Raw genomic sequence first — 15,791 nt, 5'->3', positions numbered from 1 at the left:
AGGTGATGAAGACATGCGTAAACAAGTGATTGCAGGAAATTGGAAAATGAACAAAACTCACCGCGAAGCGGAAGATTTTATTCAAACAACAAAGAATGAGGTACCATCTTATGATAAGGTGGAATCTGTTGTATGTGCCCCTTTCCCGTTTCTTCAGAAATTAGTAGAAGAAACAGAAGGGACCAGCTTGAAGATTGGTGCTCAAAATATGCACTTTGAAGAAAGTGGTGCTTTTACAGGGGAAGTAAGCCCAGTAATGCTTAAAGAACTTGGTGTCACGTATGTAGTTCTTGGCCACTCTGAACGTCGTGAAGTATTTAAAGAAACAGATGAGGATATAAACAAGAAAGTTCACGCTGCCTTTAAACATGGACTTACCCCAATTATCTGTGTAGGTGAGACGCTTGATCAGCGTGAAGCAGATCAAACGATGAATCATGTAGAATCCCAAGTGAAAAAAGCTCTTGAAGGACTTACGAATGAGCAATGTGCCGATGTAATCATTGCTTATGAGCCGATCTGGGCTATTGGCACAGGACGTACGGCTACAGCAGAACTAGCTAATGAAGTATGTGCTCACATCCGCGAAACGGTCAGCAACTATGTGAATGCAGATGCTGCTGATGCAGTACGTATTCAATATGGCGGCAGTGTAAAGCCAGCTAACGTTAATGAAATGCTTTCCCAGTCTGATATTGACGGAGCGTTAGTTGGAGGAGCGAGCCTTGAGGCAGACTCTTTCTTAAAACTTGTGGAGGCAGGTAAACATGAGTAATCATGATTTAGCAGCTTTAATCATCCTCGACGGGTATGCCCTGCGGGATGAAGAAAAAGGCAACGCAGTTAAACAAGCGAATACACCTAATTTTGATCGCTACTGGAACCAGTTCCCTCATGCTCAGCTAATCGCTAGTGGAGAAGCTGTAGGTCTTCCAGAGGGACAGATGGGGAACTCAGAAGTCGGTCACCTGAACATTGGTGCTGGACGTGTAGTTTATCAAAGTCTGACTCGTGTTAACCTCTCCATTCGTGAGGGCGAGTTTTATGAAAATGAAGTCTTGTTAAACGCTATAAGGAATGCCAAAGCAAAAAATAAAGCCCTTCATATTTTCGGGCTATTATCGGATGGCGGGATTCACAGCCATATAGACCATATGTTTGCCACATTGAAATTAGCTAAGAGTGAAGGACTTGAAGAGGTTTATATTCATGCTTTCCTTGATGGACGTGATGTGGGGCAGCAATCAGCGAAGACTTATATTCAACAGACGCTGGACAAGATAGAAGAAATCGGCATCGGTGAGCTGGCAACTATTTCGGGGCGCTATTATGCCATGGACCGTGATAACCGCTGGGAACGAGTAAAACTGGCTTATGATGCGATTGCTTATGGTGAAGGTCATAAGTATAAGGATCCTCTCCAGGCGGTAGAAGACTCTTATCAGAAAGAAGTCTATGATGAATTTGTCGAACCAGTGGTAATAACGGATGAAAACGGTGAGGCTCAAGGTACAGTAAATGATGAAGATTCCATCATATTCTTTAACTTCCGTCCTGACCGTGCTATTCAACTATCTAAAACCTTTGCTAATGATGACTTCGATGGTTACGATAGAGGCGAAAATGCTCCGAAGAACACGTATTTTGTGGGAATGACTCAGTACAGCGATGCAGTAAACAGTAAAATTGCTTTTCCACCCAAGGATCTTAAAAATACAGTTGGGGAAGTACTAGCGAACAACAACAAGAAACAGCTGCGCATTGCTGAAACGGAGAAATACCCGCACGTAACCTTCTTTATGAGCGGCGGTCGTGAAAATGAATTTGACGGTGAGGAACGCATACTCATTGATTCTCCAAAAGTAGCGACATATGATCTCCAGCCTGAAATGAGTGCTTATGAAGTTACGGATGCTCTTTTAGGAGAGTTAGATGCCGATAAGCACAATGCGATTATTTTGAACTTTGCAAACCCGGATATGGTTGGGCACTCCGGCATGCTTGAGCCGACCATTAAAGCTATAGAAGCTGTGGATGAGTGTTTAGGGAAGATTGTCGACAAGATTCATGAAAAAGGTGGACACGCCATTATTACAGCAGACCATGGAAATTCGGATGAAGTTATAACTTCGGATGGAGATGCCATGACTGCACACACTACTAATCCAGTACCAGTCATTATTACCAAAGAAGGTGCTGAGCTTCGCACAGAGGGAGTGTTGGGAGATCTTTCTCCAACCCTTCTAGAGTTATTAAACATTGAACAGCCTGAAGAAATGACAGGTCAGTCATTAATTAAAAAATAAGGGAGAGAATTTAAATGCCATTTATTACAGACGTTTACGCACGTGAAGTATTAGACTCTCGCGGTAATCCAACTGTTGAAGTTGAAATTTATACAGAATCCGGCGCTTTCGGTACAGCGCTTGTACCAAGCGGAGCTTCTACTGGTGAATATGAAGCTGTAGAACTTCGTGACGGTGACAAAGACCGTTATCTTGGAAAAGGTGTAGAAAAAGCTGTTGAGAATGTGAACGAAAAAATTGCTCCTAACCTGCTTGGAATGGACGTTACTCAACAAGTGATTATTGATCAAATGATGATTGAGCTTGATGGTACCGAAAATAAAGGAGAGCTAGGCGCTAACGCTATTCTTGGTGTATCAATGGCTGTAGCTCATGCAGCAGCAGACGTAGTAGGTCTTCCACTATACAAATATCTTGGAGGCTTTACAGCTAATACTCTTCCAACTCCAATGATGAACATTCTTAATGGTGGAGAGCATGCGGATAACAACGTAGATATCCAAGAATTTATGATCATGCCTGTAGGTGCTCCAACGTTTAAAGAAGCCTTGCGCATGGGTGCTGAAATCTTCCACTCTCTTAAGAAAGTGCTTAAGAACAAGGGCTATAACACAGGCGTTGGTGATGAAGGCGGTTTTGCTCCAAGTCTTAAATCCAATGAAGAAGCTCTTTCCACTATTATTGAAGCGATTGAAGAAGCAGGATACAAGCCTGATGCAGAAGTGAAGCTTGCGATGGACGTAGCTTCTTCTGAAATTTATGAAGGTGGAAAGTATAACCTTAAAGGTGAAGGGGTTGTACGTACTTCTGAAGAAATGGTTGATTGGTACGAAGAGCTTGTAAACAAATACCCAATTGTGTCTATCGAAGACGGACTGGACGAAAACGACTGGGAAGGAACCAAGCTTCTTACAGACCGAATTGGCGACCGAGTGCAATTGGTTGGTGACGACTTGTTTGTAACAAACACAGAAAAACTGGGACGTGCCATTGAGCAGGGTGTAGGAAATTCCATCCTTATTAAAGTGAACCAAATCGGTACACTTACAGAAACTTTCCAAGCGATTGAAATGGCGAAACGAGCAGGTTACACTGCTGTTATTTCACACCGCTCTGGAGAGACGGAAGATGCCACAATCGCTGATATTGCCGTTGCTACAAACGCAGGACAAATCAAGACAGGTGCGCCTTCCCGTACAGACCGCGTAGCGAAATACAACCAGCTACTTCGTATTGAAGACCAGCTTTTTGGAACTGCGGAATATGCAGGCGGAAAAGCATTCTACAACTTAAATAAATAATTTGTAACTCGAGCCTCTCTGTTTATTCAGGGAGGCTTTTTTCTATGATATGATGGGGTGGATGATAGTCATGAAAGAGTAGGAGAGCTTAAACGATGCGCCGATTTTTAAAAATAATTTCAATTCTTATAGTAGTTTACGCACTTTACACAGGCTACAGCTTATGGACTTATGGAGAAGATGAGAATATACCTGATGCAGATGCTGCCATAGTACTTGGTGCGGCTCAGTGGAATGGAGAGCCCAGTCCTGTCTTCAAAGGACGGTTAAAACAAGCCCTTGAACTATATAAGGAAGACAAGGTAGACTATCTTATATTTACCGGCGGCGGGAGTCAGGAGGCTGCCTCTTCAGAAGCGGAAGTAGGTAAAGAATATGCAGTCAGAAATGGAATACCAAGTGAAGCGATTTTAATTGAAAAACATTCTCTTGTAACGGAAGAAAATTTAATCAATGCAAAGAAAGTAGCTGCTCGTAAAGGAATTGAATCTTATCTACTAGTAAGTGATCAATTTCATCTTAAAAGAGCCGCAGGAGAGGCTGAAAATCAAGGGATGGATGTAACAGGTGTCCCGACACAGTATTCGGCCTATGAAACCTTGAAAACGAAAATACCGTTCTTTTTAAGAGAGTGGGCATATTTGATGGTATATCAAATCACGCAGTGGGTTCCTTAAGTAAAGGCTTTGTTCAATTTTCCGTGTTAATTTTCGAGATAAGCGCCTTATTCCATAAGAATGATTTCGTATATATCGTGTGAAAATGGGTGCTTGGATTTCCATGGCATTGGGTAAGCTTCCTCAGGCTTTGCTTTCCAAGTCACCATCAATCAAGGTTGTAAGAAACAAACCCCTTCTTACATGATATAAAGTTATTGTTTTTGAACAGGCGTGGATATTGAGTAGCTTCTAAAAACCTTGTGTGCCTTGTATGGATGGGAATGATGAGACCAAGTAGAGATGCTCAAGGAGGCTCATCTACAGAAAGAAGAGGCTCTCCGCGTCCTGTGAATACGTTGAACGACCCCGAAGGATACCATCAGAAGCGAGTCGATTTTCAGGAGCCTCATCCTCCACACAATACCTTGAAAAACGCGTCTTATAGTATAGGTTCCTAAAGTTCAATAACCTGCTTTTGAAAACCAACAATAACGTTTAACCTAAAGAAGAGGGTGATGGTGTGGATTTGGAAGAAGTAATTAGGAATCGCCGTTCCATTCACGATTTTAAACCAAAGGAAATACCCGAAGTTTTATTAAGAGAAATATTTACATCCGCTTCATGGGCGCCGACTCATCGTATGAAAGAGCCGTGGAATATTTATATGTTTCAGGAAGAAGGTAAAGAAGCATATGCTGATCTAGTTCTGCAAAGCTACACGAGAAAGGGGTTCTTTGATGGGTACGGTGAGGAAAAATCACAACGTATGAAGCAGGGTATTCACAACTTTCTCACGAATATACCTCATCATGCTTTAATTTTCATGGAAAAGGATGCAAATGAACACAAATATGAAGAAGATTATGCGGCAGTGTGTGCTTTTATCCAAAATGTTCAGTTGCTGGCATGGGAAAAAGGGATCGGAGGATTATGGACCACTAGTCCCTACTTACATGATGCAGAATTTATAAAAGGTGTCGGCCTTAATCCAGGCTTACATAAATTGATAGGAGTCATTCAAATGGGATATCCAGAGAAAGTACCAAAAGCTAAACCCAGGACTTCTATGGAAGACAAATATACGTTATTTAATTACAAATTCACAAATAGTTGATTTCTTATAAGAGCTTATTACGTTAAAGGGGCCGTTTACTTTAAGACTCAGTTTCGAGATATTTTATGGAGAAAGGGGCTCCAGGGAACAACTCGCTTTCCGCGGGCATGTGGTGAGCTTCCTCAGGCTTCGCCTTCCGGGATCTCACCAATCATGTTCATCCCGCAGGAGTCTTCGCCGTTCCCTTCCGCCCCTTTGCGATCATTGAGAGCTCAAAATTCTCTGCATAAACGCCTTTCAATGAACAAGGATCATCTATGATTCCCACTGGTCTTTACGTGTGTTTAGCTGTAGAAACCCTGTTATATAAGCATTGGAAGCAGATGTGGCATGGCTTCTATCTCCTATAGCAGGGTCCGTTCACAAGAAATGGCTGGGTTGGTGGGGAAATGGCGAGACTCCCATGGGAGAAGGAACTAGGTGAGATCCCGCAGGGAGTGAAACGAGCGAGGAAGCTCACCGTTCCCCCATAGGAAAGCGAGTTATTTCCCCACCAGCCCTTCTCCATTTAACGTAACGGGCTCGATTATCTCGAAACTGAGTCTTACACAAAAGGGAGCTTTACTGTAATTTGGGTATAGAGCTAATACGGAGGTTACAAAAAAAGCTGACGCTTATTGATTGGCGTCAGCTTTTTTATCTTCTTCATCTTTATGATGATTATGATGTGGCTCCTCAGGAAGAGGATCTATGGTGTGTTCGTAATCATATCCCTTGGAGACTGCCGTGCCAAACATGGCCGCAATCCCAAGAACAATAGCTACACAAACGATCATAATAATCGTAAACGTCATCGCCAACACTTCTTTCTAAATAACATAAAAAGGGCGTTTCTCCGTTTCACACGTTTAGTTTGCCACATTTCACATGTAATTACTACCTTGAATCTGTTTTTTCTTTAACAAAATTCACCACTTCATCAGATGTGCCTTTAGAAAGTAATTCGTCTTTATAAGAAATCCAATCTTCTTTAGACAGGGTTCTGATTTGCGTACGAGCTGGAAGAATGGAAGTAGCACTCATGCTGAATTCATCAAGTCCAAGACTTAAAAGAATTGGAATTGCAATTTCATCTCCAGCCATTTCTCCGCACATACCAGCCCATTTTCCTTCAGCATGAGCAGCTTCAATTACGTTATTAATCAAATTGAGAATTGCTGGGTTGTAAGGCTGGTACAAGTACGATACTCGTTCATTCATTCGATCAGCAGCCATAGTGTATTGAATAAGATCATTTGTACCAATACTGAAGAAATCCACTTCTTTTGCAAATTGACGAGCAATTACGGCAGTGGCTGGAATTTCGACCATCATACCAACTTCAATGGTTTCCGATACCTCTTTGCCTTCGTTAACTAATTTTTCTTTTTCTTCGTCTAGGATAGCTTTTGCCTGACGGAATTCTTCAAGCGTAGCAATCATTGGGAACATGATTTTTAAATTTCCGTGGACACTGGCACGTAAAAGAGCACGCAGTTGTACGCGGAAGATGTCATCACGTTCCAAGCATAAACGAATCGCGCGATAGCCAAGGAAAGGGTTCATTTCATCAGGAAGATCCAGATAATCAAGTTCCTTATCTCCACCGATGTCCAGTGTTCTTACAACTACCGGTTTATCGCCCATTTGTTTCAATACGGTAGAGTAGGAGTCATATTGCTCTTCTTCTGTTGGAAGCTGGTTTTTACCCATGTAAAGAAATTCGGTACGGTAAAGACCTACACCTTCGCCGCCATTATTAAGCACTCCCTCAACATCCTGAGGTGTACCAATATTAGCCGCAAGCTCTACGTGGTCACCTTCAGAGGTCATGGTAGGCTCGTCTTTGAGTTTAGCCCATTCTTTCTTTTTCTGTTCAAAATCTTCTTGTTTCTGCTTATACTCATTTACTTGATCTTCGGTAGGTTCGATAATTACATCGCCATTGATTCCATCAACGATAATCAGCGAATCCTTCGGAGCTTTAGAAGTTACATCTTTAGTACCGACTACCGCAGGAATTTCCAGAGAACGAGCCATGATCGCGGAATGAGACGTACGTCCACCGATATCTGTAGTGAATCCTTTGACGTACTGCTTATTTAATTGTGCCGTATCAGAAGGTGTAAGGTCATCAGCTACAATAACAACTTCTTCGTTAATCAAGGCAGGATCAGGAAACGTGACATTTAAAAGGTGCGCCATTACGCGCTTTGTTACATCGTGGATGTCTGCGGCGCGTTCCCGCATATATTCATTGTCCATGTTCTTAAACATGTCGATGAACATATTGGCTGTTTCGTCTAAACCAGCTTCGGCGTTCACATTCTCTGCTTTTATTTTATCTTCGATCGGTTTTATCAACTCTGGGTCAGAAAGTACAAGCAAATGAGCAGAGAAGATCTCAGCATGTTCATCGCCGAGGCTATTTTTAGTATGTTCTTTGATTTTCTCAAGTTCTGACTTTGAAACATCGAGAGCATCATGCAGGCGTTTGATCTCTTGATCTGGTTGGTCTATATCTTTTTTACTGTAAGAAAGGTCTGGAGCTTCCAGACGGTACACTTTTGCAATAGCGATACCACTGGAAGCTGCAATTCCTTGGAGGTTTGTCATGGGTTATTCCCCCAGCCCTTCATTCTTCATTGTAGATGCCATGTGATCTACAGCTTCTTGTTCATCACTGCCTTCTGCAGTGATTTTGACTTCAGCGCCTGCTGGAATACCAAGACTCATAATCCCCATAATGGATTTTAAGTTAACAGCCTTTTCTTTGTAATGAAGATTAATTTCTGATTCATACTTGCCTGCATTTTGGACAAGTACTGTGGCAGGTCGTGCGTGTACACCGTCTGAGGATGTAATTTTAAATGTTTTCTCTACCATTTTAATTCCTCCTTAAAAATGTATTATCTTTTCAGTACCCTAACTCTATCATTTTAAGCCTTTTGTAGGTCTTTTTTCAAGAATCCTACAATGATTGCACCCAAAATTGAGCCTGCTACAATAGCTACCAGATAAAGAAGGATTTGGGTAATCCCGCCTTCTACAAGAGGAGCTACAATTACGCCGCCATGAGGAGCGCGAAGCCCAATACCAAACAACATAGTCAGCATACCAGCTAAAGCACTTCCGGCAACCATGGAAGGAATAACACGGGCAGGGTCTGCCGCTGCGAATGGAATAGCTCCTTCTGTGATAAAGAAAGCTCCCAGCGGATAAGCTGCTTTTCCGGTTTCGCGTTCTTGTTTTGTAAATTTATTTTTAAAGAAAGTAGTAGCAAGTCCCATTGCTAGCGGCGGAACCATTCCACCGGCCATAGCTGCAGCAATGAAAGTGAAATTATTGGCTTCAAGGGCAGCGATCCCGAATGTATAAGCTGCTTTGTTGACTGGACCGCCCATATCGACAGCCATCATGCCTCCTACAATAATACCGAGCAGAGCTAAGTTGGTTCCGCTCATACTATCAAGAAGATCAAACAACCAAGTATAAACACCTGTTAGAGCTGGGTTGATCAGCAACATGATCATCCCTGTTGCAAAAATAGCTAGTACCGGATAAAAGAGTACGGTTTTCAAACCATCTAAAACAGCTGGTAGTCCTTCAAGCAGCTTCTTAATGAGTAAAGTTAAATAACCTGCTAAGAAACCGGCAATTAAACCACCTAAGAAACCAGAACCATTTCCAGCACCTTCAGCAGATGTCTGCGTTATCGCAATCAAACCACCGACCATACCAGGAGCAAAACCTGGACGGTCTGCAATACTAGAAGCAATGAAACCAGCCAGTACCGGTACAAGCAGGAAGAAAGCATTTCCACCGCCAATAGTGTTAAGCATTTGAGCAAATTCGTTTTCGGATTCAATTCCCCAGAAGAAGGAAATGGCTATTAAAATCCCACCTCCGACAACAAACGGAAGCATGTTGGAAACACCGTTCATTAAGTGTTTATAAATACCAGAACGCTGTCCTTTCTCCGCTGTTTCCTCGGATTGGTTTTTCCCACCGCCCTGATAGACAGGAGCGTCCTTGTTGACCGCTTTGTTAATTAATTCTTTTGGTTCGTGAATGGCTTTAGCTACTGGTACTTCAATAACAGGTTTGCCTTGGAAGTGTTCCATTTCAACTTTTGTATCAGCAGCTACGATAATTGCATCAGCTTCAGCAATATCTTCTTTGGTCAGACGGTTTTTAACGCCACCGGAACCATTAGTCTGCACTTTAATATTTACGCCCATTTCCTTTGCTGTTGCTTTCAATTTGTCAGCTGCCATATAGGTGTGTGCAATCCCTGTCGGACATGCGGTAACCGCTAAGATTTTTCCAGCGGAAGTACTTTCTTCAGCTTCCTCGTCGCCATCTTCTTCAGCTTCTTTTGCGTTAATGGCTTCTATCACTTCGTCTTCAGTTTTCGCCTGCTCCAACTTAGATCGAAAATTAGTATCCATTAAAAATGAAGATAGACGTGATAATGTTTCCAGGTGAGCATTATTGGCACCTTCAGAAGCAGCAATCATGAAAAATAAATTGGTCGGCTGGCCATCCAGCGATTCATAATCCAACCCTTCTTGAGATCGACCAAATGCGATAGCTGGGTCTTTTACAGAGCCAGTCTTTGCATGAGGGATGGCGATTCCTTCTCCAATACCCGTAGTGCTTTGATCTTCACGAGCCTGAATCGCTTGTTTAAACTCATCACGATCATTTAATTTACCGGCTTTATCCAGTTTTCCAATGAGTTCATCGATCGCTTCCGGTTTAGAAGAAGCAGTCATGTTTAACAGAATTGTTTCTTTAGTCAATAATTCTGTGATTTTCATTAGGTTTCCCTCCTATAATTAATGAAGAAATCTTAACTTCATCCAAAAGCTCCTCTACATCTTCGGCGGTACATAAGTCATCTTGAAAGGCGGTAGCACTCCCTGAAGCCACACCGATACGAAAAGCCTCTTCTGTCGATTTTCCTTGTGCCATGGATGCAAGAAATCCGGAAACTACAGAGTCACCCGCGCCGACTGAATTTTTCATTTGGCCTTTAGGAACGTTGGAGTAGAGCTGATGGTCAGGGCCTATATATACAGCGCCATCACCACCCATGGAGACAATTACGTGTTGAACACCTTGGTCTGCAAGCTTTTTCCCATAATGCGCAGCCTCTTCCATAGAATCAATGTTTACGTTAAATAATTCACCCAATTCATGGTGGTTCGGTTTAAGCAAATAGATAGGCCGGCCCACCAGCTGCTTTAACGCTTTTCCTGAAGTATCGACAGCTAATTTCGTGCCATTCTTACTGCACATATCTGCAATGGTTATATAAAAATCTTCTGGTAAAGAAGATGGCACGCTCCCTGCAAGTATCAGGGTGTCCTCACTAGTCAATGTTCGAACTTGCTCCATAAGCTCTTCCTGATGTTTAGAGGAAAGTATGGGGCCTGGACCATTGATCTCCGATTCTTGCTTACTTTTTAACTTTACATTCACTCTTGTATTTTGCTCGGTATCGATAAATTGATGATTAATTCCCTCTTTATTCAAAAAGTCTTTAACAAATTCACCTGTAAATCCGCCTGTAAAACCAAGTGCAATCGTTTTAACTCCTAATCTTGTCATTACCCGGGAAACGTTAATGCCTTTCCCACCAGGATAGTAAAACGTCTGGCTTGCACGGTTCAGATCTCCCGGCTTGAATTCGTCCACATTCATTACATAATCAATGGACGGATTCAGTGTGCACGTATAAATCATGCGGTCACAACCTTTATATTAGTTTTTTCTTTGTAATTGTTTAAGTACAGTCCTTCATAATTTGTGAGAATGTAAGCCTCATCGAGATTGGCAAATTTTCCGAAGGATATTTCTTCAAACTTGGAATGGTCAGCTAAAACATAGCGTTCCTGAGATAAAGATAAGGCTGTGCTTTTAATGGCAGCTTCTTCAGGGTCTGGTGTAGAAAAACCTTCCCTTAAGGAAATACCGTTAGTCCCCATAAAGCACTGGTCAAATCGGTATTGTTGAAGGTTCTGCATGGCCACTGTGCCAATAACGGCTCTTGTCCGATGCTTTACATATCCACCAACTACATAAGTTTTGATTTGATACTCAGTGAGTTTATCGAGTTGATCGAGCCCATTCGTGACTACTGTGATGTCCTTACCATATAAATAAGAGATCATTTCGTAGGTGGTGGAGCCTGCATCGAGAAAAATGCAATCACCGTCTCTGACGAGTGAAGCAGCATAGCTGGCAATAGCGTTTTTTTCTTTATGGTACTTTGTGATTTTTTCCCCCATGCTTGGCTCGTCGCTCGCTGAAGCTCTTAGAGATGCCCCGCCATGGACCCTGCGAAGTAGACCTTCCTGCTCTAATTGGTCTAAGTCACGTCGAATTGTGGATTCCGATGCTCCTGTTGATTGCACCAGATCTTTAATTTTCGCCGTATGATATTTTTTGACGGTTTCCAAAATGATCTGATGTCGTTCTGGAGTCAGCATAGGCACCTCTCCTTTCTCTATCTCAATACCTATAATAAAGAAAACCCTTACATAAATCAAGCAAAAACGATCAAAAATTATCAAAAACAATCAATTTCTTTAATAACCTTTCCACTTATCCTTCCACGCTTTAATTGATCTATCCTGCAAAGGCATGGACGATCACCTCTAGGAAGAGGCCGGTCGAGAGTTTAAATTTTCTTGATGCTATAATGGTTTTATGCTACATTTAATCTAGTGATTTGTACGTTCATAGGAGGTGTTGGCACAACATGGAAACACTCGCGATAACTTTATTGACTATTGATACAATAGCTTTAATTGTTCTAGTACTATTGCAATCAGGGAAAAGTGCCGGACTATCAGGAGCTATATCTGGTGGAGCGGAGCAGTTGTTCGGTAAGCAAAAGGCTAGGGGAATTGATGCTGTATTGCATAAAGCTACAATCGTAACAGGTGTCTTATTTTTTGTCCTGGCTTTCTTGTCAGCCTATATTTTGGGTTAAAGAATGTGAAAGTAGAACCGCGCTGATCTCTTAGCGCGGTTTTTTATTATGATCGATAAATAGATACATGAAGAGTATAATTTGTCATATAAGCTCAAAAAAAGAACCTGAGAGCTAATTTTGGTAAGCTGAAAACAGTATTATAAGAATGAAAATTGGAAATAAGGAAATAGATGAAGTAAGGAGAGAATGACATGAAAATTAAACAGCCACAACCTTTTACGTTTGAAGAAGGAGAGCGCGCGGTATTATTACTACATGGTTTTACCGGACATTCCGCTGATGTCCGTATGCTCGGAAGATTTTTACAAAAGCACGGATACACGAGTCACGGTCCGATATACCGAGGTCATGGTAAAGAATTGGAAGCATTAATTGATGCAAGACCAGAAGATTGGTGGGCGGATGTAAAAGCTTCCTTAGACCATCTGCGAGATCTTGGTTATCAAAAAATAGCCGTGGCTGGTCTGTCTCTTGGAGGAGTGCTGGGGTTGAAGCTTGCTTATTCGGAGCCGATAAAAGGGTTAGTTACCATGTGCTCGCCTATGTTTTTTGATAACGAAAAGCAGTTAACCCAGGGGTTTGAAGCAAAAGCCCGACAGTACAAGCAGCTTGAGGGTAAAGACCAGCAAACAATTAATGAAGAAGTAGACGAATTATTAAACGATTCAGAAGAAATGTTTAAGCAATTAGGCGGGTTTATCAACGAAGTTCATGATGAAGTAGATCAGATTTACACACCAACGTTTGTAGTACAAGCAGAAAAAGATGAAATGATTAACAAAGATAGCGCAAACTATATTTATGAACACGTGGAATCCAACCATAAAGACATCAAATGGTACAAAAACTCTGGTCATGTCATTACAATGGGGAAAGAAAAGGAACAGCTGCATGAGGATATCCTCGAATTTCTTGAATCATTGGACTGGTCCTAATCACCAGAGTCTTGTCCTTTACTTTTAGAGGAGGTTAGACAATTGAGCACAGATTTAAAACAACAAATATTAGCATTTTTTAAAGAAACAGCGTCTAAGCCATTATCTGTACAAGAATTAGAAGATACAATGGAGTTAGAGGACGGCAATGAATTCAAAGATCTTATGAAAGCATTGAATGAATTGGAAGAAGAAGGGGAACTCGTAAGAACCAGAAAGAACAGGTTCGGACTACCTGAAAAAATGAACCTTATTCGTGGCCGCATCCAGATGCATGCGAAGGGGTTTGCTTTTCTCATCCCAGATGAAGAAGACAAAGATGATGTCTATCTTCACCATTCTGATCTTCATTCGGCTATGAATAATGACAAAGTAATGGTTCGAATTGAAAAAAGAGATGAACAAGGAAATCGTCCAGAAGGTACTGTGATACGAATATTAGAACGGGCAACGACCCGGGTAGTAGGTACGTATGAATCAAGCCGTAATTTCGGTTTTGTTATAGCCGATGATAAACGAATTCCTAATGACATATTTATTCCTAAAGGGCAGACCAATGGGGCAGCCGATGGTCATAAAGTTATTGTGAATATAACGAAATTCCCGGAAGAGCGCATGAGTGCCGAAGGGGAAATCGTAGAAATACTGGGACATAAAAATGATCCAGGAATTGATATTATCTCCATAATCCATAAGCATGGTATTAAAGTAGATTTTCCAGATGAAGTTCTTAAGCAGGCTGGAGAAACACCAGATCAGATAAGTGAAGAGGAAATTAAGAATCGACGTGACCTTCGGGATGAAACAATTGTTACGATCGATGGTGCGGACGCTAAAGACTTGGACGATGCTGTGACAGTTAAGAAGCTTGATAATGGGAACTTTAAACTTGGTGTTCATATTGCGGATGTCACGTATTATGTGGGAGAAGGTTCTCCAATTGATAAAGAAGCTAGAGAGCGTGCTACAAGTGTTTACTTAGTAGACCGTGTAATCCCTATGATTCCGCACCGCCTGTCTAACGGAATTTGTTCATTAAACCCGCAAGTTGATCGCCTGACCCTATCCTGCGAAATGGAAATTAATAAAAGTGGCGATGTAGTAGCACACGAAATCTTTCAAAGTGTAATTAAAACCAATGAACGAATGACCTATAGAGACGTGAATAAAATTCTTGAAGACGAAGATGAAGAATTAATTAAAAAATATGAAAATTTAGTACCTATGTTCCGTGATATGGCAGCCCTGGCTAAAACTCTTCGCGGCAAACGTATGGACCGTGGAGCTATTGACTTTGACTTTAAAGAAGCCGGAGTCATTGTAGACGAAGAAGGTAAAGCCGTTGATGTTAAACTTAGGGAACGGTCAGTCGCGGAGCGTTTAATAGAAGAATTCATGCTTGCCGCCAACGAAACCATTGCAGAGCACTTCCACTGGATGGATGTTCCATTCATTCATAGGATTCACCAGGATCCGGATGAAAGCAAGCTTCAGAACTTCTTTGAGTTTGTAGCTAATCTTGGGTATGCAGTAAAAGGCACAGCAGATAATGTCCACCCACAGGCTCTTCAAAAAGTCTTAGAAGAAGTGAAAGGCACACAGGAGGACATGATTATTTCAAAACTAATGCTGCGTTCGATGCAGCAGGCTAAATATGATCCTCAAAGCCTGGGCCATTTTGGCTTAGCTACAGATTACTATACACATTTCACTTCGCCGATACGCCGTTATCCCGATTTAATTGTCCACCGTCTCATACGCACGTATCTGGTGGAAGATAAACTGGATTATAAAACCCGGAAACACTGGAAGGACCAAATGCCTGAAATAGCTAGACATTCTTCTGAGATGGAACGAGCAGCAGTTGATGCTGAACGTGAAACGGACGATTTGAAGAAAGCAGAATTCATGCAGGATAAAGTTGGGGAAGAGTTTGAAGGTGTAATCAGCTCCGTAACCAGTTTTGGTATGTTTGTAGAACTGCCGAATACAGTTGAGGGTCTTGTTCATGTGAGTTCATTAACCGATGACTATTATCATTTCCATGAGAAACAATTTGCTATGATTGGCGAACGTACTGGCAATGTATTTAGAATCGGGGATGAAGTAACCATCCGAGTAACGAATGTAAACCTTGATGAGCGTGTCGTGGATTTTGAAATTGATGGAATGAAGCCGAGAAAAGAACGTAAACGTCCCGCTCAACCTAAGCAGATTAATTCTAAAGGGCCGGATAAGAAAAAAGAAAAGAAAAAGAATAAGCAAAAAGGAAACAAGCCTTTTTATAGAAACAAAGGTGTTCCGAAAAAAGGCAGTAAAAAAAAGAAGTAACATAAAAAACGCGCGAGTTACTTCGCGCGTTTTTTTATCATTCATCGGCAGAAGACTCCCTCTTCAAGCGCCGTGTCGAAGACCGGTGGTAAGGGGGAGATGAATGCCGTCGCCGTAAGGCGAATGCCTTTGAATATTCTCCCTACCGTGATATCCTAAA

General features: G+C 41.8%; 14 protein-coding genes. 8 read left to right on the top strand and 6 right to left on the bottom strand.

Translation table 11 applies throughout. From position 1 onward, the window contains the following. Positions 1–13 precede the first annotated feature (13 nt). The 5 genes from tpiA (at position 14) to ACTWPM_RS15410 (ending at position 5,380) form a co-directional block, all read left to right on the top strand. On the top strand, positions 14–775 hold the full coding sequence (tpiA, locus tag ACTWPM_RS15430; RefSeq protein WP_443133917.1) for a triose-phosphate isomerase: 762 nt from the start codon (positions 14–16) through the stop codon (positions 773–775). Then, positions 768–2,306, top strand: a complete 1,539-nt coding sequence (gpmI, locus tag ACTWPM_RS15425; protein WP_443133916.1) for a 2,3-bisphosphoglycerate-independent phosphoglycerate mutase — start codon at positions 768–770, stop codon at positions 2,304–2,306. The genes tpiA and gpmI overlap by 8 nt, the downstream gene beginning before the upstream one ends. A 14-nt stretch (positions 2,307–2,320) precedes the next feature. Next, positions 2,321–3,607, top strand: coding sequence for a phosphopyruvate hydratase (gene eno, locus ACTWPM_RS15420; RefSeq protein ID WP_443133915.1), 1,287 nt, complete (start codon positions 2,321–2,323; stop codon positions 3,605–3,607). Positions 3,608–3,702: 95 nt separating this feature from the next. Beyond that, positions 3,703–4,284 (top strand): YdcF family protein, encoded by a 582-nt coding sequence (locus tag ACTWPM_RS15415; protein ID WP_443133914.1) that lies wholly within the window; start codon positions 3,703–3,705, stop codon positions 4,282–4,284. Positions 4,285–4,786: 502 nt separating this feature from the next. Beyond that, positions 4,787–5,380, top strand: a complete 594-nt coding sequence (locus tag ACTWPM_RS15410; RefSeq protein ID WP_443133913.1) for a nitroreductase family protein — start codon at positions 4,787–4,789, stop codon at positions 5,378–5,380. A gap of 614 nt (positions 5,381–5,994) precedes the next feature. Here ACTWPM_RS15410 and ytzI read toward each other — a convergent pair. The 6 genes from ytzI to ACTWPM_RS15380 form a co-directional block, all read right to left on the bottom strand. Continuing rightward, positions 5,995–6,174 (bottom strand): YtzI protein, encoded by a 180-nt coding sequence (gene ytzI / locus ACTWPM_RS15405; RefSeq protein ID WP_041601395.1) that lies wholly within the window; start codon positions 6,172–6,174, stop codon positions 5,995–5,997. Between the two features lie 82 nt (positions 6,175–6,256). Then, entirely contained in the window at positions 6,257–7,975 is a 1,719-nt protein-coding gene (ptsP, locus tag ACTWPM_RS15400; RefSeq protein WP_443133912.1) for a phosphoenolpyruvate--protein phosphotransferase, read from the bottom strand. Between the two features lie 3 nt (positions 7,976–7,978). Beyond that, entirely contained in the window at positions 7,979–8,245 is a 267-nt protein-coding gene (locus ACTWPM_RS15395; RefSeq protein ID WP_014644227.1) for a phosphocarrier protein HPr, read from the bottom strand. A 53-nt stretch (positions 8,246–8,298) separates the two neighbouring features. Further along, positions 8,299–10,182, bottom strand: a complete 1,884-nt coding sequence (locus ACTWPM_RS15390) for a PTS fructose transporter subunit IIABC (protein WP_443133911.1) — start codon at positions 10,180–10,182, stop codon at positions 8,299–8,301. Beyond that, entirely contained in the window at positions 10,157–11,110 is a 954-nt protein-coding gene (pfkB, locus tag ACTWPM_RS15385; protein WP_443133910.1) for a 1-phosphofructokinase, read from the bottom strand. Before pfkB ends, ACTWPM_RS15390 begins: the two co-directional genes overlap by 26 nt. Continuing rightward, positions 11,107–11,856, bottom strand: coding sequence for a DeoR/GlpR family DNA-binding transcription regulator (locus ACTWPM_RS15380; protein WP_443123100.1), 750 nt, complete (start codon positions 11,854–11,856; stop codon positions 11,107–11,109). The genes pfkB and ACTWPM_RS15380 overlap by 4 nt, the downstream gene beginning before the upstream one ends. 272 nt (positions 11,857–12,128) lie before the next feature. Here ACTWPM_RS15380 and secG point away from each other — a divergent pair, with 272 nt between their 5' ends. The 3 genes from secG to rnr all read left to right on the top strand — a co-directional run bounded on the left by secG (position 12,129) and on the right by rnr (position 15,631). Then, positions 12,129–12,362 (top strand): preprotein translocase subunit SecG, encoded by a 234-nt coding sequence (gene secG, locus ACTWPM_RS15375; protein WP_014644223.1) that lies wholly within the window; start codon positions 12,129–12,131, stop codon positions 12,360–12,362. Between the two features lie 194 nt (positions 12,363–12,556). After that, entirely contained in the window at positions 12,557–13,300 is a 744-nt protein-coding gene (locus ACTWPM_RS15370) for an alpha/beta hydrolase (protein WP_443133909.1), read from the top strand. A gap of 42 nt (positions 13,301–13,342) precedes the next feature. Then, positions 13,343–15,631 carry a ribonuclease R gene (gene rnr / locus ACTWPM_RS15365; RefSeq protein WP_443133908.1) on the top strand — a complete coding sequence of 763 codons (2,289 nt, stop codon included), beginning with the start codon at positions 13,343–13,345 and terminating at the stop codon, positions 15,629–15,631. The last annotated feature ends 160 nt before the right edge of the window (positions 15,632–15,791 follow it).

The sequence above is a fragment of the Halobacillus sp. K22 genome, assembly GCF_052246795.1.
Classification (GTDB): Bacteria; Bacillota; Bacilli; order Bacillales; family Halobacillaceae; genus Halobacillus.
The sequence above is the reverse complement of the archived record's forward strand: the minus strand, read 5'-3'. Positions and strand labels throughout refer to the sequence as shown.